Origin of the sequence: Duganella fentianensis, from assembly GCF_009857835.1 — a bacterium.
Taxonomy (GTDB): Bacteria; Pseudomonadota; Gammaproteobacteria; order Burkholderiales; family Burkholderiaceae_D; genus Rugamonas; species Rugamonas fentianensis.
In genome coordinates this window covers 1,427,711-1,447,399 of record NZ_WWCL01000001.1, presented here as the reverse complement: position 1 = coordinate 1,447,399, position 19,689 = coordinate 1,427,711, and the positions used below count along the sequence as shown (strand labels likewise).

Annotated in this window: 15 protein-coding genes and 1 tRNA gene; 1 reads left to right on the top strand and 15 read right to left on the bottom strand. The window is 59.5% G+C overall.

Going from position 1 to position 19,689, the window contains the following annotated elements; genetic code table 11:
• Positions 1–3: 3 nt before the first annotated feature.
• From GTP23_RS06275 to GTP23_RS06255, 5 genes are all read right to left on the bottom strand, one after another.
• Positions 4–80: transfer RNA gene (locus GTP23_RS06275), tRNA-Pro, on the bottom strand.
• A gap of 82 nt (positions 81–162) precedes the next feature.
• On the bottom strand, positions 163–1,500 hold the full coding sequence (gene glmM, locus GTP23_RS06270; RefSeq protein ID WP_161034299.1) for a phosphoglucosamine mutase: 1,338 nt from the start codon (positions 1,498–1,500) through the stop codon (positions 163–165).
• Positions 1,501–1,517: 17 nt separating this feature from the next.
• Positions 1,518–2,363, bottom strand: a complete 846-nt coding sequence (gene folP, locus GTP23_RS06265; protein ID WP_161034298.1) for a dihydropteroate synthase — start codon at positions 2,361–2,363, stop codon at positions 1,518–1,520.
• An 85-nt stretch (positions 2,364–2,448) separates the two neighbouring features.
• Positions 2,449–4,332, bottom strand: a complete 1,884-nt coding sequence (ftsH, locus tag GTP23_RS06260; protein WP_348694101.1) for an ATP-dependent zinc metalloprotease FtsH — start codon at positions 4,330–4,332, stop codon at positions 2,449–2,451.
• Positions 4,333–4,532: 200 nt separating this feature from the next.
• A complete protein-coding gene (locus GTP23_RS06255) occupies positions 4,533–5,234 on the bottom strand; it encodes an RlmE family RNA methyltransferase (protein WP_155433670.1) in 702 nt (233 codons plus the stop codon).
• 45 nt (positions 5,235–5,279) lie between these two features.
• Between GTP23_RS06255 and yhbY the strand changes: the two genes are divergently transcribed.
• Entirely contained in the window at positions 5,280–5,744 is a 465-nt protein-coding gene (gene yhbY, locus GTP23_RS06250; RefSeq protein WP_155433669.1) for a ribosome assembly RNA-binding protein YhbY, read from the top strand.
• Positions 5,745–5,846: 102 nt separating this feature from the next.
• Here the strand turns inward: yhbY and GTP23_RS06245 are convergent, their stop codons facing one another.
• From GTP23_RS06245 to GTP23_RS06200, 10 genes are all read right to left on the bottom strand, one after another.
• On the bottom strand, positions 5,847–6,329 hold the full coding sequence (locus GTP23_RS06245; protein WP_161034297.1) for a DUF4149 domain-containing protein: 483 nt from the start codon (positions 6,327–6,329) through the stop codon (positions 5,847–5,849).
• Positions 6,329–6,805 (bottom strand): transcription elongation factor GreA, encoded by a 477-nt coding sequence (greA, locus tag GTP23_RS06240; RefSeq protein WP_155433667.1) that lies wholly within the window; start codon positions 6,803–6,805, stop codon positions 6,329–6,331. The genes GTP23_RS06245 and greA overlap by 1 nt, the downstream gene beginning before the upstream one ends.
• Before the next feature lie 125 nt (positions 6,806–6,930).
• The gene (gene carB, locus GTP23_RS06235) at positions 6,931–10,161 is read right to left on the bottom strand and encodes a carbamoyl-phosphate synthase large subunit (RefSeq protein WP_161034296.1); all 3,231 of its coding nucleotides are present in this window, start codon (positions 10,159–10,161) and stop codon (positions 6,931–6,933) included.
• Complete coding sequence (carA, locus tag GTP23_RS06230; protein WP_161034295.1) at positions 10,154–11,344, bottom strand: glutamine-hydrolyzing carbamoyl-phosphate synthase small subunit; 1,191 nt, start codon at positions 11,342–11,344, stop codon at positions 10,154–10,156. Before carA ends, carB begins: the two co-directional genes overlap by 8 nt.
• A gap of 258 nt (positions 11,345–11,602) precedes the next feature.
• Positions 11,603–12,295, bottom strand: a complete 693-nt coding sequence (locus tag GTP23_RS06225) for a LamG-like jellyroll fold domain-containing protein (RefSeq protein WP_161034664.1) — start codon at positions 12,293–12,295, stop codon at positions 11,603–11,605.
• Between the two features lie 184 nt (positions 12,296–12,479).
• Positions 12,480–12,890: a GlcG/HbpS family heme-binding protein gene (locus GTP23_RS06220; RefSeq protein ID WP_161034294.1), complete on the bottom strand. Its 411-nt coding sequence runs from the start codon at positions 12,888–12,890 to the stop codon at positions 12,480–12,482.
• Between the two features lie 43 nt (positions 12,891–12,933).
• Positions 12,934–13,857, bottom strand: a complete 924-nt coding sequence (locus GTP23_RS06215; protein ID WP_161034293.1) for a patatin-like phospholipase family protein — start codon at positions 13,855–13,857, stop codon at positions 12,934–12,936.
• A gap of 94 nt (positions 13,858–13,951) precedes the next feature.
• On the bottom strand, positions 13,952–15,313 hold the full coding sequence (locus GTP23_RS06210; RefSeq protein WP_161034292.1) for a Gfo/Idh/MocA family protein: 1,362 nt from the start codon (positions 15,311–15,313) through the stop codon (positions 13,952–13,954).
• A gap of 17 nt (positions 15,314–15,330) precedes the next feature.
• On the bottom strand, positions 15,331–16,605 hold the full coding sequence (locus tag GTP23_RS06205) for a DUF3472 domain-containing protein (protein ID WP_229255934.1): 1,275 nt from the start codon (positions 16,603–16,605) through the stop codon (positions 15,331–15,333).
• Positions 16,606–16,682: 77 nt separating this feature from the next.
• Complete coding sequence (locus GTP23_RS06200) at positions 16,683–19,655, bottom strand: TonB-dependent receptor plug domain-containing protein (RefSeq protein ID WP_202411935.1); 2,973 nt, start codon at positions 19,653–19,655, stop codon at positions 16,683–16,685.
• Positions 19,656–19,689: the final 34 nt, after the last annotated feature.

Here is a 19,689-nt window from a genome sequence, read left to right as displayed (position 1 = left end):
TTTTGGTCGGAGTACAAGGATTCGAACCTTGGACCCCCTGGTCCCAAACCAGGTGCGCTACCGGGCTGCGCCACACTCCGAAGACATCATTCTAACGCTTGCTCTCTATAACGTCAATGTGAGCAAGCATTTTCTTTCATTGTCAAAATATTCAGCCCTGCCTCAGGCTGCCATTTTGTCGGCAATCCGGCGTGCCATGCTTTGTGCGGCATCCTCTTCACGCGCTTCGACCATCACGCGGATCAGCGGCTCCGTGCCCGATGCGCGGATCAGTACGCGGCCGCTATCGCCCAGCTCGCGCTCCACCGCTTCTTTCTCGGCCACCATGGCGGCGTTCTTGGTCCAGTCAAAGCCCGGAGTCACACGCACGTTCACCAGCGCTTGCGGGAAGATCACCAGATCCTTGGTGCAATCGGCCAGCGATTTGCCGGCACGCTTGAGCGCCGACAGCACTTGCAGCGCCGAGATGATGCCGTCGCCCGTGGTATGTTTATCGAGGCACAGCAGGTGACCTGAACCTTCGCCGCCCAGCATCCAGCCGTTTTCCTTCATCACTTCCAGCACGTAGCGGTCGCCCACTTTGGCACGGGCAAAGCCTATGCCCTTCTGTTTCAGCGCAACTTCCACTGCCATATTCGTCATCAGGGTGCCGACGGCGCCCGCCACAGGGCCGGTAGCCAGACGGTCCATCACCATCAGGTACAGCAGTTCGTCGCCGTTATACAGGCGGCCGTTGGCGTCGCACATGATCAGGCGGTCCGCATCGCCATCGAGAGCGATACCAAGGTCGGCGCCATGGGCGCGCACCGCTTCGGCCATGGCCGCCGGCGCGGTGGCACCGTGTTTCAGATTGATGTTAAAACCATCGGGCTTGTTGCCGATAGCGATGACTTCCGCACCCAGTTCGTGGAACACGTGCGGTGCGATATTGTAGGCAGCGCCGTGGGCGCAATCGACCACCAGCTTCATGCCGTGCAGATCCAGCTCGTTCGGGAAGGTGCTCTTGCAGAATTCCACGTAGCGGCCGTTAGCATCGTCCAGGCGCTTGGCGCGGCCCAGCTTTTCCGACGACACGCAGGACATGGGTTGATCCAGCGCAGCTTCGATCTCCAGTTCTACGGCATCCGGCAGCTTGGTGCCGTGCTCGGAGAAGAATTTGATGCCGTTGTCCTGGAAGGGGTTGTGCGATGCCGAGATCACCACGCCAGCGGACAGGCGCAGCGCGCGGGTCAGGTAGGCAATCGCCGGCGTCGGCATCGGGCCCGCCAGCATCACATCCACGCCGGCTGCCGAGAACCCGGCTTCCAGCGCCGCTTCCAGCATGTAGCCGGAAATACGGGTGTCTTTGCCGATCAGCACAGTCGGACGCGAAGTGCCGCTGCGGCCGCTGGCCAGTACTTTACCGGCGGCATAACCCAGACGCATCACAAAGTCCGGCGTGATCGGTGCTTCGCCGACCAGACCACGGATGCCATCGGTACCAAAATATTTACGGGACATTGTGTTTCTCTCTATCGTTATCGGTTAATTCCAGCCTGCCAGACCTTCAAAGCATCCACGGTTTCCGCCACATCATGCACGCGCACGATGGCAGCACCTTGCGCCACCGCAGCCAGAGCACCGCCCAGACTGCCTGCCATACGCTGCTCGACCGGTTTGCCCGTGACGCCGCCCACCATGGACTTGCGCGACAGGCCCGCCAGCAGCGGCATCTGTAGCTCGGCAATGATACGCGCGGTAGATCTTAGCAAAACATAATTATGCTCTAAGGTCTTGCCAAAGCCAAAGCCCGGATCAACACAGATGCGGCGCGGATCAATGCCTGCCGCCGTCATGGCCTCGATGCGTTCGCGCAAAAAGGCAATCACTTCGGCCACCACGTCGCCATACTGGGGCGCCAGCTGCATCTGCTGCGGGTCTTTCTGCATGTGCATGATGCACAGCGCGCAATCACTATCACGCACCGCCTCGATCGCACCGGGTGCGCGGAAGCCGTTGATATCGTTGATCATGTCGACACCGGCGATGATGGCTTCGCGCATCACCTGCGGCTTGTAGGTATCCACCGAGATGGCCGGGCCCTGATCGCGCAGTGCGTACAGCACCGGCATCACGCGCTGCAACTCCTGCTCCAGCGGTAAGGGATCGGCACCGGGCCGGCTCGACTCGCCGCCCACGTCGATGATATCGACGCCGTCCCGTATCATTTCCTCGGCATGGGAAATGGCAAATTCCAGCGTATGGTGCTGGCCGCCATCGGAGAAGGAATCAGGGGTGATATTCAGGATGCCCATCACACGGGCGCGGGTATGTTCGCCGCTCAGGGGGTAGTTGAAGCGGCCAAACTGTAAAGTGCTATGCATGGAGTGTGTCAGTACAATGAAAAAGGGGCGAGGATCACTCCTCACCCCGATGTTACTTGCCGCTAGAACAAGCTAGGCTAGCTGCTTAGGCTGGTGCCGTGACGCTAGGCGCTACGCCCGAACCGCCATCGCTAGGTGGCTGCTTGCGGATAGTCACGCCAGCTTTCGGTGCGCGTGGTTCCAGACCGGCCATGATGTCGTTGATCTGGTCAGCATCGATGGTTTCCCATTCCAGCAGCGCCTTGGTCATCACTTCGACCTTGTCGCGGTTTTCTTCCAGCAGCTTGCGCGCCAGCTGATACTGGGTATCGAGGATGCGACGGATTTCCGCATCAACCAGTTGCTGGGTGGCTTCCGAAATAGTTTTGGATGCACCACCGAAGAAACCATCGTTCTGGCTGTCTTCGTAGACCATCACGCCCATGCTGTCGGACATGCCGAAGCGGGTTACCATCGAACGGGCCAGCTTGGTGGCACGGGCGAAGTCGTTGGATGCGCCGGTCGACATCTGGCCGACGAAAATCTCTTCCGCGATACGGCCACCGAACAGGATGGAAATTTCTTCCAGCATCTTGTCCTTGTAGCCCGAAATATTGTCGTGCTCAGGCAGCTGCCAGGTCAGGCCCAGTGCCCAGCCGCGCGGCATGATGGTGACTTTGTGCACGGGATCAGCCTTGGGCAGCAGCTTGGCCACCACCGCGTGGCCGGACTCGTGGTAAGCCGTGTTGCGGCGCTCTTCCTCGCGGATGATCATGGACTTGCGTTCCGGGCCCATGAAAATCTTGTCCTTGGCATCTTCGAAGTCGATCATGTCGACCAGACGCTTGCTGCGACGCGCGGCAAACAGGGCGGCCTCGTTGACCAGATTGGCCAGATCGGCACCCGAGAAGCCGGGCGTACCACGGGCCAGAATGTCGGCCTTGACGTCGGTACCGATAGGCACTTTGCGCATGTGCACGTTCAGGATCTGTTCGCGGCCGCGGATATCCGGCAGGCCTACCGATACCTGACGGTCGAAACGGCCCGGACGCAGCAGCGCTTTATCGAGCACGTCGGCACGGTTGGTGGCAGCGACCACGATCACGCCGGACGAAGCTTCGAAGCCGTCCATTTCCACCAGCAGCTGATTCAGCGTCTGTTCGCGCTCGTCATTACCGCCGCCCATGCCGGCGCCACGATGACGACCGACGGCATCGATCTCGTCGATAAAGATAATGCAAGGCGAGTGCTTTTTAGCGTTTTCGAACATGTCGCGTACGCGGCTGGCGCCCACGCCGACAAACATTTCCACGAAGTCCGAACCGGAAATCGAGAAGAACGGTACTTTGGCTTCGCCGGCAATCGCGCGCGCCAGCAGGGTTTTACCCGTGCCCGGAGGGCCGACCATCAGCACGCCGCGCGGAATGCGGCCACCCAGTTTCTGGAATTTGCTCGGGTCTTTCAGGAAGTCGACGATTTCGTTAACTTCTTCCTTGGCTTCGTCGCAACCGGCCACATCGGCAAAGGTCACGGTGTTATTGGTTTCATCCATCATGCGCGCCTTCGATTTACCGAAGGAGAAGGCACCGCCCTTGCCGCCGCCCTGCATCTGGCGCATGAAGAAGATCCACACGCCGATCAAGAGCAGCATAGGGAACCACGACACGAAGACCTGCTGCAGGAAGCCAGGCTCTTCAGGTGGTTTGATATCGAAGTGGATGCCGGCATCGCGCAGGTCGCCAACCAGACCGCGATCGAGCATGGTGGCAGTCGAGCGCACCTTGGTGTCATCGCTGCGGGTGGCAGTGATGTTGGCGCCTTCGATCACCACATCCTTGATGCGCTTGGCTTTAACCTCATCCAGCAAATCGGAATAAGCGATCGTTTTAGGACCACCGGACACGCTATGGCTGTCGAACTGCTTGTACAACATCAGCAGCAGCAACACCACAACTACCCAGATGGCGGATTTGGAAAACATGTTATTCACGAAAACTCCTTGGATGCGGGGCGCATCTGTAACCTATAGCTTGAAATCCGATTTTACCTGCAATAAACAGCCACTGCCAGAAGGCCATTCAGGGGTGCGCGCAGATTTCTCGCCTAAAACACATTATTTGACCAAAACACGGGTGCGATCAAGTCAAAACTGATCTTCACGGTGGCTATGTGCGGCCCGTCAGGCAAATATCAAGGGCGGACGGGAGGGAAATCACCGTCATCGTAAGGTTGCGAAGAAAGCATGCCTTCCGTCGGATTTTTCAGTCCGCGCCCCAGCAAGAAGATTTCCGAAGACTTGTCGCGGCTGGCTTTCGGCTTTTTCTGGGTCACGGTTTTGAATTCCTGACGGAACTTCAGCACGATGTCGTTGAAACCCATGTCTTTAAAGCATTTCACCAGCAGCGCCCCGCCCGGCTTCAAATGGGCCTGGGAGAATTCGATGGCCAGATCGATCAGATGTTCCATCCGCGCCGCATCGGAGGCAGCGATACCGGACAGATTGGGTGCCATATCGGACAGTACCAGATCGACTTTTTGACCTTGCACCACATTTTCCAGCTGTTGCAGCACTTCCGGCTCGCGGAAATCGCCCTGGATGAAGTGGAAATCGGCAATCGGCTCCATCGGCAGGATATCCAGCCCGATCAGCGTGCCATTAATGCCGCCGCCCTCCTTGCCGGCCAGCTTGCGACGCGTGTACTGGCCCCAGCTGCCCGGCGTACAGCCCAGATCGACGATGACCTGGCCCGGTTTGATCAGCTTCTCGTCCTCATCGATCTCCTTGAGCTTGAACGCAGCACGGGCTCGGAAGCCCTCTTTTTGCGCTAATTTCACGTAAGGATCGTTAATGTGGTCGTGAATCCAGTTTTTGTTGATTTTGTTCTTTGCCATTCGCGTAGAATACTGCCTTTAAGGGAACTACTAAAAAATATTATTATGCAAAAACTTACACCCGTTGAGCGCAGCGCACTGCGCGCCGAAGCGCATGGTCTCAAGCCTATCGTCCTGATCGGCGAGGCGGGATTAACCGCCAACGTCCTCAAGGAAATCTCGCTGGGCCTCGACTCCCATGGTCTGATCAAGGTGCGCGTATTCGGCGACGACCGCGAAGCCCGTATTGCCATGTATGAAAGCATCTGCGAACAGCTCGACGCTGCTCCAGTGCAACACATCGGCAAACTGCTGGTGCTCTACCGTCCTAAAAAGGAAGCAGCGAACGAGCGTAGCGCCACGGCTGGCCGCGGTCTGCGCGAAGTCACCATCGTCAAGCCTAGCCCAAGCGGCACCAAACGTCCATCCGTGACCAAAGTTCTGCTGAAAGGCAACGAACGCGTCACCCAGGGCGGCAACATCAAACGCGCCAAAGTGCGTCAGAAATCGACTAAAAAGAGTCTGGGCTAAGCCGGTTTAGACCGCGTTTTTGCGAGAAATTCGGGGCCAGAGCATGCACCATGCTCTGGCCCCGCTTTTGTTTACAGACAGTCCAACTGCCCTCGGCGCTGCTTACTGCTTAAGCACCAGCCAGACAGCAAGCAAGCTCTGCACCAGATAGACGCTGCTGGAAATGCCGTGCAATATGCCGAATTCGTTGTGAGCGGCCTCTTCCATCACGCCACCGGGGCCCGCCGCAGCGCGCAGGCTGGCCATCATAGGCTGCAGACCGAAGTGCATGATCAGGGTACAGGCCAGCATGATGGCGACGATCACCAGCAGCACGCGGCGGGTACGGGCCGCCGAATTGGCCGCCGAGCCGGCAAAAATGCCGCCCGTCTCGCTCCCCCGCCCTACCCACAGCAAAGCCAGCATCACCAGCGCGCAGGCAATCGACAGCCAGGCCTGATGGGCGAATAAATTGGCGGCGATATTGCCAGCCAGCACACGGTCACTCAGCGTGGCAAACAGGGTCGGCGCGGCCAGATAGCCGACCGTCCAGATACTGCCCGCCCACAGCGTTGCAACCAGTAGCCGTGTACGTGCGAGTAACATCAGACGTAACGCACTTCCAGAATTTCGTATTCGCGCGGACCCGACGGGGCCTGCACTTCCACTACGTCGCCAGCCGATTTGCCGATCAGGGCACGGGCGATAGGCGAAGTCACGGACACCTTGCTCAGTTTCAGGTCGGCTTCGTCGATGCCGACGATCTGGTAGGTCACTTTGGCGCCCGATTCCAGATCTTCCAGATCCACGGTCGAAGCAAACACCACGCGGCCTTCCGCATCCAGGGTGGTCGGATCGATGATCTGAGCCGTGCTCAGCTTGCCTTCCAGTTCGGCAATACGGCCTTCGACAAAAGCCTGACGCTCTTTGGCAGCATCGTATTCGGCGTTTTCCGACAGATCGCCGTGCGAACGGGCTTCGGCGATGGCGTCGATCACGACGCGACGCTCTACGTGCTTCAACTGGTGCAACTCTTCGCGGAGCAGCTCTGCGCCGAACTTGGTAAGTGGAACTGATGTCATCTTGTATTTACTCTGTTGTAACAATGGAAAACCACAGAGGCCGCGCCTGCCTGCTGCGCGAGCTCTGTGGTTAGGAAGTCCTGCTTGGTGTCAGCGCAGTGGAACACCGCGCTGACTCAAGAACCTTAGTGTAAGGTTTTATGCAGCCCTTGTAAATCGTACACTTGCAACTGATCCAGATGACGGATACCTTCCACCGCCGCTTCGGCACCAGCGATGGTGGTGTAGGTGGTCACACGGGCTGCCAGCGAGGAGGTACGGATGGCGCGCGAGTCCGTAATGGCGCTGCGCTTTTCTTCCACCGTATTGATCACCAGCACGATTTCGTGGTTTTTGATCATATCGACCACGTGCGGACGGCCTTCCACCACCTTGTTGACCGGAGTGACAGGGATACCGGCAGCGGCGATCACGGCCGCCGTGCCCTTGGTGGCTACCAGCGTGAAGCCGATTTCCACCAGATCACGTGCCACTTTCACGGCGCGCGGCTTGTCCGACGATTTCACCGACAGGAACACCTTGCCCGATTTCGGCAGCTTGATGCCGGCACCCAGCTGCGATTTGACGAAGGCTTCACCAAAGGTTTTACCCACGCCCATCACTTCACCGGTCGATTTCATCTCAGGGCCGAGGATGGTGTCCACGCCAGGGAATTTCACGAACGGGAACACGGCTTCTTTCACGCTGTAGTAGGAAGGTACGACTTCCTGCGTCACGCCCTGCTGTGCCAGCGTCTGGCCGACCATGCAGCGTGCGGCGATCTTGGCCAGTTGCAGGCCGGTCGCTTTGGACACGTAAGGCACAGTACGCGAAGCACGCGGATTCACTTCCAGCACATACACCACATCCTGCAGCGCGCCGTTGATTTCCTGCTTCTGGATCGCAAACTGCACGTTCATCAGACCTACCACATTCAGGCCCTTGGCCATCAGCGCGGTCTGGCGTTTCAGTTCGTCGATGGTCGCTTGCGCCAGCGAGTACGGTGGCAGCGAGCAGGCCGAGTCACCCGAGTGCACGCCAGCCTGTTCGATGTGTTCCATCACGCCGCCGATGAAGGTGGTCTCGCCGTCGCTGATGCAGTCCACGTCGCACTCGATGGCGTCGTTCAGGAAGCGGTCCAGCAGCACTGGCGAATCGTTGGATACCTTGACGGCTTCGCGCATATAGCGTTCCAGATCGCGCTGCTCGTGCACGATTTCCATCGCACGGCCGCCCAGCACGTAGGAAGGACGCACCACCAGCGGGTAGCCGATTTCCTGTGCCAGTGCCAGTGCGTCGGCTTCGGTACGGGCGGTACGGTTAGGCGGCTGGCGCAGATCCAGCGTGTGCAGCAGCTTCTGGAAGCGCTCGCGGTCTTCCGCAGCGTCGATCATGTCGGGCGAAGTACCGATGATAGGCACGCCGTTCTTTTCCAGATCCAGCGCCAGTTTCAACGGGGTCTGGCCGCCGTACTGGACGATCACGCCCAGCGGTTTTTCCAGTTCGACGATTTCCAGCACATCTTCCAGCGTCAGCGATTCGAAGTACAGACGGTCGGAAGTGTCGTAGTCGGTCGATACGGTTTCTGGGTTGCAGTTGACCATGATGGTTTCATAGCCATCTTCGCGCATCGCCAGCGCCGCGTGTACGCAGCAGTAATCGAACTCGATACCCTGGCCGATACGGTTAGGGCCACCGCCCAGCACCATGATCTTCTTCTTGTCGGTCGGATTCGATTCGCACTCTTCATCGTAGGTCGAGTACATATACGCCGTGTTGGTGGCGAATTCTGCCGCGCAGGTATCGACGCGCTTGTAGACCGGGCGGATGTTGAGTTCGTGACGACGGGCGCGCACGGCAGCCTGCGTGGTCTGCAGCAGGAAGGCCAGACGGCGGTCCGAGAAGCCCTTCTGTTTCAGCTTGTACAGGGTGTTCTTGTCCAGCTGTTCCAGCTTCTGGGTGTCCATCCACAGTTCCAGATCGACGATCTCTTTAATCTGGATCAGGAACCAGGTATCGATCTTGGTCAGCTGGTGCACTTCTTCCAGCGTGAAGCCTTGTGCGAAGGCGTCGCCCACGTACCAGATACGCTCAGGACCCGGCTCGCCCAGTTCCTCTTCGATCTTCTCGCGGTCTTTGGTTTTTTCGTTCAGGCCATCCACGCCCACTTCCAGACCGCGCAGGGCTTTCTGGAACGATTCCTGGAAGGTGCGGCCGATCGCCATCACTTCACCCACGGATTTCATCTGGGTGGTCAGGTGGTGGTCGGCAGTCGGGAACTTCTCGAAGGTAAAGCGCGGGATCTTGGTCACGACGTAGTCGATCGAAGGTTCGAACGAGGCCGGGGTGGCACCGCCGGTGATCTCGTTGCGCAGTTCGTCCAGCGTGAAGCCCACAGCCAGCTTGGCCGCCACTTTGGCGATCGGGAAGCCGGTAGCTTTCGAAGCCAGTGCCGAGGAACGCGATACGCGCGGGTTCATCTCGATGACGATCATGCGGCCGTCTTTCGGATTGATCGAGAACTGCACGTTCGAGCCGCCCGTGTCCACACCGATTTCACGCAGCACCGCCAGCGAGGCGTTACGCATGATCTGGTATTCCTTGTCGGTCAGCGTCTGGGCTGGCGCCACGGTGATCGAGTCACCGGTGTGCACACCCATAGGGTCCAGATTTTCGATCGAGCAGATGATGATGCAGTTGTCCGCCTTGTCGCGCACCACTTCCATCTCGTACTCTTTCCAGCCCAGCAGCGATTCTTCGATCAGCAGCTCGTTGGTTGGCGAAGCTTCCAGACCGCGTTTGCAGATGGCTTCGAATTCTTCTTCGTTGTAGGCGATACCGCCGCCGCTACCGCCCATGGTAAACGATGGGCGGATGATGGTCGGGAAGCCCACATCGCGCTGCACAGCCCAGGCTTCGTCCATCGAGTGGGCGATACCGGAACGGGCCGAACCCAGACCGATCTTGGTCATCGCGTCCTTGAACTTGGCGCGGTCTTCAGCCTTGTCGATGGCTTCCGGCGTGGCGCCGATCAGCTCGACCTTGTACTTGTCCAGCACGCCGTTGCGGTGCAGGTCCAGCGCGCAGTTCAGCGCCGTCTGGCCACCCATGGTCGGCAGAATCGCATCCGGTTTTTCCTTGGCGATGATCTTCTCGACCACTTGCCAGGTGATAGGCTCGATGTAGGTCACATCGGCCATTTCCGGGTCGGTCATGATGGTCGCAGGGTTGCTGTTGACCAGAATAACTTTGTAACCTTCTTCACGCAGGGCCTTGCAGGCCTGTGCGCCGGAATAGTCGAATTCGCAGGCCTGACCGATGATGATCGGACCGGCACCAATAATCAGGATGCTTTTAATATCAGAACGTTTAGGCATTTACTTTTTTCCCCGCATTTATTTTTTCTCCAGACGCTTCCATCAGGCCGATGAAGCGGTCAAACAGGTAAGCGACGTCAGTCGGGCCGGGCGATGCTTCAGGGTGGCCCTGGAAGCAGAACGCTGGCGTATCGGTGCGGGCGAAGCCTTGCAGCGAACCGTCGAACAGCGACACGTGGGTGACGCGGCAGTTGGCTGGCAGGGTGTTAGGGTCAACGGCGAAACCGTGGTTCTGGGACGTGATCATGACTTTTTTGCTGTCCAGATCCTGTACCGGATGGTTGGCGCCGTGGTGGCCGAATTTCATTTTCAGGGTAGTGGCGCCGGAGGCCAGACCCATGATCTGGTGACCGAGGCAGATGCCGAACAGCGGAATCTTCTTCTCCATGAACACTTTGGCGGCAGCGATGGCGTAATCGCAAGGCTGCGGGTCGCCGGGACCGTTCGACAGGAACACACCGTCCGGATTCAGCGCCAGCACGTCGGCTGCGCTGGTCTGGGCTGGCACCACGGTGACTTTGCAGCCGCGCGAAGTCAGCATGCGCAGGATGTTGCGCTTGACGCCGAAGTCGTAGGCCACCACGTGGAATTTAGGATCGGCCAGCTTGCCATAGCCTTCGCCCAGTGCCCATTCGGTTTCGGTGAACTCGTAGGTCGACTGCACGGTGACCACTTTGGCCAGATCCATGCCGGACAGGCCAGGGAAGGAACGGGCCAGATCCAGTGCCTGCGATTCCGACGGCTCGTTACCTTGCGTACCCACGAGGATGGCGCCGGACTGGGCACCCTTCTCGCGCAGGATACGGGTCAGCTTGCGCGTATCGATACCGGCGATGGCGACGATGTTCTCGGCCTTCAGGTATTCGGACAGGGATTGGGTGGAGCGGAAATTCGAGGCGACCAGTGGCAGGTCACGGATGATCAGGCCAGCGGCATGAACTTTGGAGGATTCGACGTCTTCAGGATTGATGCCGTAGTTGCCGATGTGGGGATAGGTCAGCGTGACCATCTGGCGGCTATACGATGGATCGGTCAGGATTTCCTGATAACCCGTCATGGAAGTATTGAAGACCACTTCACCGGTAGTGTGGCCGGCAGCGCCGATCGAAAAACCTTTGAAGATAGTTCCGTCAGCGAGGGCCAGTATGGCTGGAACGGTGGGGCCAGAAAAAAATGGCGGCAAGGGCAACTCCTGATAAAGTTACCGTAGCTGCGCCACGTCAGACGACCGTCGTGCTATCTCAGCCATCTCAGGCCAGAAAGGATAGTCAGATTGAAGATGGATGAGTGGTAGTCGCTACGGTAGATGTGAGATTGGCTAAACCTTTGAATTATAACCAAATCTCCCCTGCTTGGCAATGGCGTGGCGGGAGTTTTTTACGCCAAAAGCCCGGTCACGGTGTGCCGTGCCGGGCTATCGTCACCACTGCCAGCAGGCGTATCAGGCCTTGCGCGAACGGCGGCGCAGCATGGCCAGCATGCCCAGACCGGCCGCCAGCATGGCGCCACTGGCCGGCTCCGGCACGGGCGACACACCGGCCGCCACTTCGCCCGCTGTCAGCGCACGGTCAAAGGTGGCGATGTAATCAACATTGCCAGCTGCTGCTTCCGGTTTGGTATTCGTGGTGTCATCCATAAAGAAGTGGGCGCCCTTGCCTTCGAAGGCGGCGATGTTGGCGCTATCGACGAAAGAGCCAGCCAGCGTACCATTTACATACAGCGATACCAGCTTGCTGCTGTCGCGCGTCAGCGTTACCCGGGCAGACTGCCCGTCCGCCGGCACATTGCCCATGCTCCCCACATTGTAGAAGTACCACTGGGTATTACTGGTGTACAGCCCCGTATCGACGGTGCGATCCTTGAAATCGATGAGTTTCTGCCAGCCGCTGTGGGTATCGAAGCTCATCACCATGTCGATGGTGTACACGCTGCCCAGCTGTTCACCGAGCGACAGCCCTTCGTTTTTGCCGAAGCTGTAGCTAGTGCTGCCCAATGTACCACCGGCACCCACCATGTCGGCACCGCCCAGCGCGTCGGCCATTGTGCCATTAAAGGTGTACAGGTGATTGGCCGCACTGGCGCTGCCGCCCAGTGCCAGCAGAGCCGAGAAAGCAAGTGCCTGAATTTTCTTCATGCTATATCCTGATTGCTGATTGAATAAAAGATCACAAAAGTATCAACAAAGCACGTTTTATTGTCAACTGATTATTTCCGCCGAGCTCACAAATACAACTGGAAGTGGGCCGTATGCAGCACCAGAAAGACAAAAGCCGCCGGGCCTGAGCCGGGCGGCTTGATCTGGCGACAGGACCAAAAATTTAGCCCAGTGCAGCAATACCTGCTTTGGCGATCTGCGCGTCTTCGGCCGACTTAACGCCCGAAACGCCCACCGCGCCGATCACATGGCCATCCACCACGATAGGCACGCCGCCTTCCAGCATGCCGTCCGTCTGCGGCGCCGGTGCGCTCAGGAAGGAGGTGCGGCCATTGTTGATCATGTCTTCATAGATCTTGGATTCGCGGCGACCCAGTGCCGAGACGCGCGCCTTGGCCGGTGCGATATGCGCCGACAGCGCTGCCGCACCGTCCTGACGCTGCAGCCACAGCAGGTGGCCGCCGTCATCGACGATGGCGATCACCACAGCCCAGTTATTGGCCACAGCTTCCGCTTCGGCGGCGGCAGCGATTTTCTTCACGTCAGCGAGCGACAGATAAGGTTTGCTTTGCATGATGTTTCCTCTTTCAGGGAGTGTGTAATAGCGTAGCGCCGCCTCACAGCGGATGGCGCTTCGCTTCCAGTTTCTGTTTAAGCTGCGCCATCACCTGCGCAGCCGCCTGCTCGCCGGCCAGTATGGCCTGATTACGGCCGGCGAAATCATTGCTGGCCATCTTGCCCAGTGCAGGCACGATGACGATATCGGCATCCTTGAGTTCATACTGATTGATGCGCTGGCCCATGATGCTGAAGGTCTGCATGATGACGTCGAGCGAACTGACAGTCGCCTGCACATCGGCCTGGGTCGAAATATTCACGGCGATGACGAAATCGGCGCCCATGTCGCGCGCAAAGCGCACCGGCACCGGCGCCACCAGACCGCCATCGACATAGGTGCGGCCATTGATGGTCACCGGCTGGAACACGCCGGGCACGGCGGACGAGGCACGCACGGCCATGCCGGTATTCCCGCGCTGGAACAGGATGGGCTGACCATCTTTCAGATCCGCCGCCACGGCGCCGAACGGTATCTTCAGCTTCTCCATGGGCTGGTTGTTGACCGCCTTGTTGACGTAAGCCTGCAGCGCCTCGCCCTTGAGCACACCGGTGCTCTTGCGGAACAGCGGCAGCGCCCAGTCGGAAATCGACGCTTCGTCCATTTCCAGCGCCATCTTCTGCAACTGGAAGCCGGTATTACCGGCTGCGTACAGCGCGCCGACCACACTGCCGGCGCTGGTGCCCACCACCACATCGGGGTGGATGCCCTGCGCTTCCAGCGCCTTGATCACGCCGATATGGGCAAAACCGCGCGCCGCACCGCCGCCAAGAGCCAGACCGATACGGACTTTTCGGGGCGGTGCAGGTTCCGCCACCGGTGGCTGGAGTGCCGGCGTTTCGGCCACCGGCGTGGTTTTGCAGCCGAACAGCGTGGCGGCGGTTAGCGTGGCGAGAGTCAGGAGAGCGAGGCGGCGTGCAGACATGGACGGGGTTGGATTGAACGTTGGGTTAAATTCAAGCGCCCAGATTGTACACCGCCTGCCCTATTCCTTCAGTGGCGCAGCAGAATAGTGACTATCAATACCGATCGTCGAAAGCGAACAGCGGCTTGCGCGACTTCCACTGGCCCGCCGTGAAGTCGGGGAAGTCCAGCGTCTGGAAGTTCTGCGCAATCGACTGCTCCGATAGCGGCGTGATGGCGCTCCACGTCACCGCATCATAGATATCGATAGGCATGGGCGCCTCCGCCTTGAGCGCTTCCACGAAAGCGTGGATCACGAAGAAGTCCATGCCGCCATGGCCAGCCCCTTCTGCCGTCCTGGCGTACTTCTTCCACAGCGGGTGCTCGTAACGGTCCTGCCACTGCTGGAAATCGTCCCACTGGTGCGGCTTGCTCTTGCCTTCGATGTGGATGGAATGGTTCACATCCATCCACAGCCCGTCCGTACCCTGCACACGGAAGCCCAGCGAGTACGGCCGCGGCAGCGAAGTATCGTGCTGCAGGATGATGGTCTCGCCGTTCTCGCAGGCCAGCGTGGTAGTCACCACATCGCCCAGTTTGAACTGCACGCGCGCATTCGGGTGCTGCGGGCCGCCCTGCTTGACGATGTAGTCATGCAGGCCGCGCGCCTTGCTGGCAAAGGTATTGATGCGGGTAAAGCGGTTGCCGCGGTTGATATTGCTATACATCGCGCACGGGCCGATGCCGTGGCTAGGATACAGTTCGCCATTGCGCTGCACCGAGTGTTCGGTGCGCCAGCGCGCTTCCGACCAGCCCTTGCTGCCGAATTCCACCCCGCCGCCATACGGCCGGGCCGGATCGCCGCTATTGAATTTCACGGCGCGCAGATCGTGCTGATAGCCGCCCTGCAGGTGCACCAGTTCGCCGAATACACCGGCACGCACCATCTGCAGCACCGCCATCACATCGCGCCGGTAGCACACGTTCTCCAGCAGCATATACGGCGTACCCGTGTTCAGCTGGGTGTTCAGCACATCCCAGTGATCCTGCAGGGTGATGCCGGCCACCACCTCGCAGCCCACCGGCACCCTGGCCTGCATGGCCGCTATCGCCATCGGTGCATGCCATTCCCACGGCGTGGCGATGATCACGCCATCGAGCTTGCCGGCATCGAGCATGCGCTTGTACGCCTGCGGGTCACGGTCTTCGCCGTAGGTCTGTGGCCGCGCCTTGCCGAATTTTTCTACCTGCTTGAGCGCCTTGCCCAGCATGACAGGTTCGATATCGCATAGCGCCACCACGTCCACATCATCACGGCGCAGCAGCTCCTGCAGCAGCACCTGCCCCCGCATGCCCGTACCTATCATGCCGAGGCGCACACGCGGACGTATCGCTGCATGGGCACTTGGCAGCAGCAGGCTACCGGCCAGCGCGGCACCGGCCGCCAGAAAATCACGTCGTTTGAATACAGATTTCATGCTACTCCCTCAAAATATCATTGCGGCAGGCTAGCCACATCCACTTGCGGCGGCTGGCCGGCAGCAGGACGGGTAAAGCTCTGGTCGAGTCCAACATAATCATTAAAAAAGCCACAGTTGCGCAGGTAGAAGCGGCCACCTTCCAGGCCACCGGCATAGTCCATGCGCTGCGCCTTGCGTGCCGTCATATCACCGGTCAGCCTGGCCGTGGTGACTTCGCTCCATACACCGCCGCTATCGCGTGCCCACTGATTGCCGTACAAAACACGGCGTCCCGCATAACCCTGCGTATCCTCGAAGTTCTCCAGGAAGGAATGGTTACCGGCCAGATAGCTGACCGTGGCCGGCCGCTTCCATGTGGCGATGAAGCGCCAGCGTCGCAGCTCCGGTGCGTAGAACCACGCCGAGTACAGCGTGGCGCCATGACCGTCGGGCTGGCCGCGGGTGATAAAGCGGTAAGTCGTGCCGGCCTTCCAGTTAAACACCAGATAACTCTGCCCGCCCGTGCCTTCACCACCAAAGTTGTTGTCCACCACGCCCTCGCCCTTGCGTACCAACGTGGTCCGCTCGCCGTTCTGGGCATCCCACACCGAGAACAGGATCCAGCGTTCGCTGGGAGAGTTGACCTGTATGCCGAAGTAGCCGCCGCGGAAGCCGTTGGCCATGAAGTAGGAACCCAGCGTATCCTGACCTTCGGGGATGCTCATCTCGTTATAGAAATACTCGGTAGCATTCGGCGTGCTGTAGTTCAGGTGTACCGAAGGACCACGGCGCGACCAGTAATAGTTCTCCGCTTCGCTGGCATACGCCAGCGGGCTGGCCGTAGTCACCTTCAGCGCGCTGACTTCACCGAACGCACTACCATCCTTGCTCACGCCCTGCAGATCGACGCGCACATAACCGGGAGCGGCCACGGCGATGCTGCCTACGGCATAGCTGCGCACTGTGCTACCCGCAAGCGCCACCGTAAAGGGCTGGCCATTCACGGTGACGCGGATGGTGCTGTGTTCAATGCCCTGCAGGCGGGCATCGAGCGCCAGTGTCAGCGTGCCTGCCTGCTGCATGCGGAAATAGGTGCTGATCACCGCAGCAGGATTGCTCCAGTGAGTCAGCCCCTGTTCTTCTATGCTCTCCTGCGCCCCGTCCGGCGCCTGCACGACAAACGCGTTCCCTGCTAGCGCCACCGTTATGGTGGGCACAGGCTGCGCCGCTGGTGCTGCTGCCTGCGCCAGCGCGCTGCTGTTCAGACATAGCCACATCAGGGCGGAATACAGCAAACTACGTCCTTGCATCCTTCACTCCTCGTTTCGTTGTAGCGTCGGGCAGGCAGACCCGCTGCCAGCACAGGCCTGCCCTCACCCTGACGCGATCAGAAGAACTTGTAGTTCAGCGAGAACGCGTACTGACGGCCGAACAGGTTCTGGCTGTGGTTATAGCCTTCCCAGCCGTTCGGATCATAGTAAGGCTGCTTGTTGAACAGGTTCTTGATGTTCAGACCCAGATCGAGGTTCTTCATCGGCGTCCAGTTCAGCCCCAGATTGACGGTGGTGTAGGACGGCGCACCATCACACAGTTCGCTCGGCATCTTCACACCGGCAGCGCTGCAGGTACCGGGTGCGTTGTCGGCATCCCATGGACCGTAGGCCCATTTGGTCTTGCCCGTGTAATTCACGAACAGGCTGGTGACGAAATCGCGGTAGCTCCAGTCGGCATTGAAGGTGGCGCGCATGCGTGGCGAATCGTAGTAACCCACGTTGTTGCCGCCGAAGCCGCTACCGTCCTCGCTGTTATAGGTTTCGCGCCGGCGGAAGGTGGTGGAAACGCCCGTATTCAGCTTGCCGTAGGCGCCCAGACTGAAGCGGGTGCGTGCGTCCAGATCGATACCGTCGATCAGCGTGCGGCCACGGTTGGAATAGGAGTTGATCAGACCACCGATATTGCCCACCGTGTAGGTCGGCAACGTGCCGGCGCAGGCAGCTGCATTGGCGGGGTTCTTGCACATGGTCGCTACCGCCGCCATGTTGCCACGGTCGGCATCGCTGATCGGGTTACGGATCGCCGCCGTAGTGCCGGCCAGCGTAGGACCGAACTTTTCTACCAGCTGGGTGAACAGTTCGTTGAAGTCCTGACGCACGATCTCGTTGCGACGGTAGGCGAACCAGTAGTCGATCGAGACGCTGACATCCTTGGCGGGCTGCAGCACCAGACCGGCCGTGGAAATCTTGGCTTTTTCCGGACGCAGATTAGGATTCGGCGGGGTCAGGCCGCCCACAGTGGTGGAGCAGTTGGAGTTGAGCAGGGTCTTGCCCAGTTCGACGTCAGTCGGCACCACGGACTTCTTGAGCAGATTGGCCATGGCATTGGTCTGGTCGCAACGTACCGTATCACGGATGCCACCCACCTGCGCAAACACGCCACCACTGCCCGATTCGGCCAGATTCGGCGCACGGAAGCCTTCCGAATAAGTCCCGCGCACCATCACTTCCGGCATGGCGCGCCACTGCACGCCCAGCTTGGGCGCCAGATTGGCGGCAAAGTTAGGATATTTGTCGAGACGTGCCGCGGCATTGATTTCCAGCGTATCCGTCAGCGGCACCACCACCTCGCCGAACAGGGCGGAGATATTGCGCTGGCCATCGAACCACGAGCCGCCCTGCTGGGTAATCAGGCCATTGGCCGCATCGGCATTACCGGGCGTGCTGAAGGTCTCGCGCATCAGGCTGGCGCCAACGGCAGCACGCACTTCGCGTTCGCCTATCTTGGCTACCGTGCCTTCTACCTTGCCGTCCCAGGTAATCAGCTTGGTCCACGACTGGATATCGAAAGTCGGATAGGCTGCGCGCAGCAGCGCTGCATTGGCGTCGCTGATTTCGCCGAACTTGTAGGCCGGATTATCGGCTATATAGGTACGGCCGCTGACCGGGTCCTTGGTGAACGGGCCGAAGGCCGCCTCGAAGCCTTTGGTGTTGATGTTGATGGTCTGGTACAGGGTGGAGTGGCTGCCTGCCACGCTGAGCGCCGTTTCGAAATCCCAGCCATTGGCGAAGCTGCCGCGCAGACCAGCCAGCGCACGGTAGCTGTTATCGATATTGGTCTGGCCGAAGTGGCCCACGGCATCCGTCAGCAGATAGTTCAGACCTGCGGCGCCACCCATCTTGGCGGCCATGTCGGCATCCAGCTTGCCCTTCAGGTAGACATTGTTCGGGCCCAGATACGGCGTGACGAAGGTATTCAGATTGTTGCCGGTATTGCGCGAGAACCAGTTGCTGGCGGTGCCGCTGTTGAAATTGCGTGGGCCGTTTTCACCGCGCAGCTTGATGTGGGTGTAGGCCGTTTCGGCAAACGCTTCCAGATCGCCGCCCAGTTTGATGCGGCCATTCAGATAGCCGGTGGCACGGTCGGAAGTCGGGCCCGTATCGAGTGCATACGGCAGCGAGTTCCACACGCAGCGCGTACCCGAAGCTTCCGTGATCGACGTACTGCAGCCCTTCACGGCACGCTGGGTGCGCGCATTGTTGGCGTTTTTGTCGAACACGAAGAAGGTGCCGGGATTGACCACGCCCGGTTCACTACCGACGCCGACGCGGAAGCCCGGTACAAAGGTCGGGTTGTTTTCATAGAAGCCGGCCGGGCGTTTCAGATAAGTGTCTTCCAGCGCAATGCGGTCACGCTGATAGACGTTGATCGAGCCATAGATGTTATAGCCTTCGTTATTCAGATCGCCGAGACCATACAGCAGGCTGGCCTGACGTTCGCCATAGGATTTCACGCTAGGCGAAAAATCGCCGTTGGCACGCAGCTCCAGCCCCTGGTAGTTCTTCTTGGTGATGACGTTGATTACACCGGCCACCGCGTCGGAGCCGTACACGGCGGAAGCACCGTCCGTCAGGATTTCCATACGCTCGATGGCAGCCGCAGGAATCGCATCGATGTTGACGAACATGGTCTGGAAGCCGGCCGGCGCACCGTAGAACGACAGGCGGCGGCCATTCAGCAGCACCAGTGTGCCCTGCGCACCGAGGCCGCGCAGATTGGCCTGCGAAGCACCATCCGAGCCGGTGAACATGGAACGGAAGTCCTGCTGCGAAGGCCGCGCAGCCGGCAGATTATCGAGTACCTGCAGCAGCGTGCGCGCCCCCATGTTCGCGATCTGCTTGGCATCCACCACCTGTACCGGCGAAGCCGTTTCGGCGTTGATACGCTTCAGACTGGAGCCGGTAATTTCTACCCGCGTGATCTTCTCGTCCTTCTTCTGCTTCTGTTCTTCCTGCTCGTCTGCTGCCAGTGCGCCCGAAGCCAGGCCCACCGCCATCATTGCAGCTACCAGTTTTTTTATCTGCATGTCTATCTCCCTGAATTGCGTGGTGTCGTGTGTT

What these genes read in the sequence shown, in the direction of transcription:
- folP (WP_161034298.1), bottom strand. Translation starts at nt 2,363, where the DNA reads ATGCATAGCACTTTACAGTTTGGCCGCTTCAACTACCCCCTGAGCGGC.
- GTP23_RS06220 (WP_161034294.1), bottom strand. Translation starts at nt 12,890, where the DNA reads ATGCAAAGCAAACCTTATCTGTCGCTCGCTGACGTGAAGAAAATCGCT.
- GTP23_RS06200 (WP_202411935.1), bottom strand. Translation starts at nt 19,655, where the DNA reads ATGCAGATAAAAAAACTGGTAGCTGCAATGATGGCGGTGGGCCTGGCT.
- GTP23_RS06245 (WP_161034297.1), bottom strand. Translation starts at nt 6,329, where the DNA reads ATGTTACTCGCACGTACACGGCTACTGGTTGCAACGCTGTGGGCGGGC.
- GTP23_RS06205 (WP_229255934.1), bottom strand. Translation starts at nt 16,605, where the DNA reads ATGCAAGGACGTAGTTTGCTGTATTCCGCCCTGATGTGGCTATGTCTG.
- GTP23_RS06210 (WP_161034292.1), bottom strand. Translation starts at nt 15,313, where the DNA reads ATGAAATCTGTATTCAAACGACGTGATTTTCTGGCGGCCGGTGCCGCG.
- GTP23_RS06255 (WP_155433670.1), bottom strand. Translation starts at nt 5,234, where the DNA reads ATGGCAAAGAACAAAATCAACAAAAACTGGATTCACGACCACATTAAC.
- GTP23_RS06215 (WP_161034293.1), bottom strand. Translation starts at nt 13,857, where the DNA reads ATGTCTGCACGCCGCCTCGCTCTCCTGACTCTCGCCACGCTAACCGCC.
- greA (WP_155433667.1), bottom strand. Translation starts at nt 6,805, where the DNA reads ATGACATCAGTTCCACTTACCAAGTTCGGCGCAGAGCTGCTCCGCGAA.
- GTP23_RS06225 (WP_161034664.1), bottom strand. Translation starts at nt 12,295, where the DNA reads ATGAAGAAAATTCAGGCACTTGCTTTCTCGGCTCTGCTGGCACTGGGC.
- yhbY (WP_155433669.1), top strand. Translation starts at nt 5,280, where the DNA reads ATGCAAAAACTTACACCCGTTGAGCGCAGCGCACTGCGCGCCGAAGCG.
- carB (WP_161034296.1), bottom strand. Translation starts at nt 10,161, where the DNA reads ATGCCTAAACGTTCTGATATTAAAAGCATCCTGATTATTGGTGCCGGT.
- glmM (WP_161034299.1), bottom strand. Translation starts at nt 1,500, where the DNA reads ATGTCCCGTAAATATTTTGGTACCGATGGCATCCGTGGTCTGGTCGGC.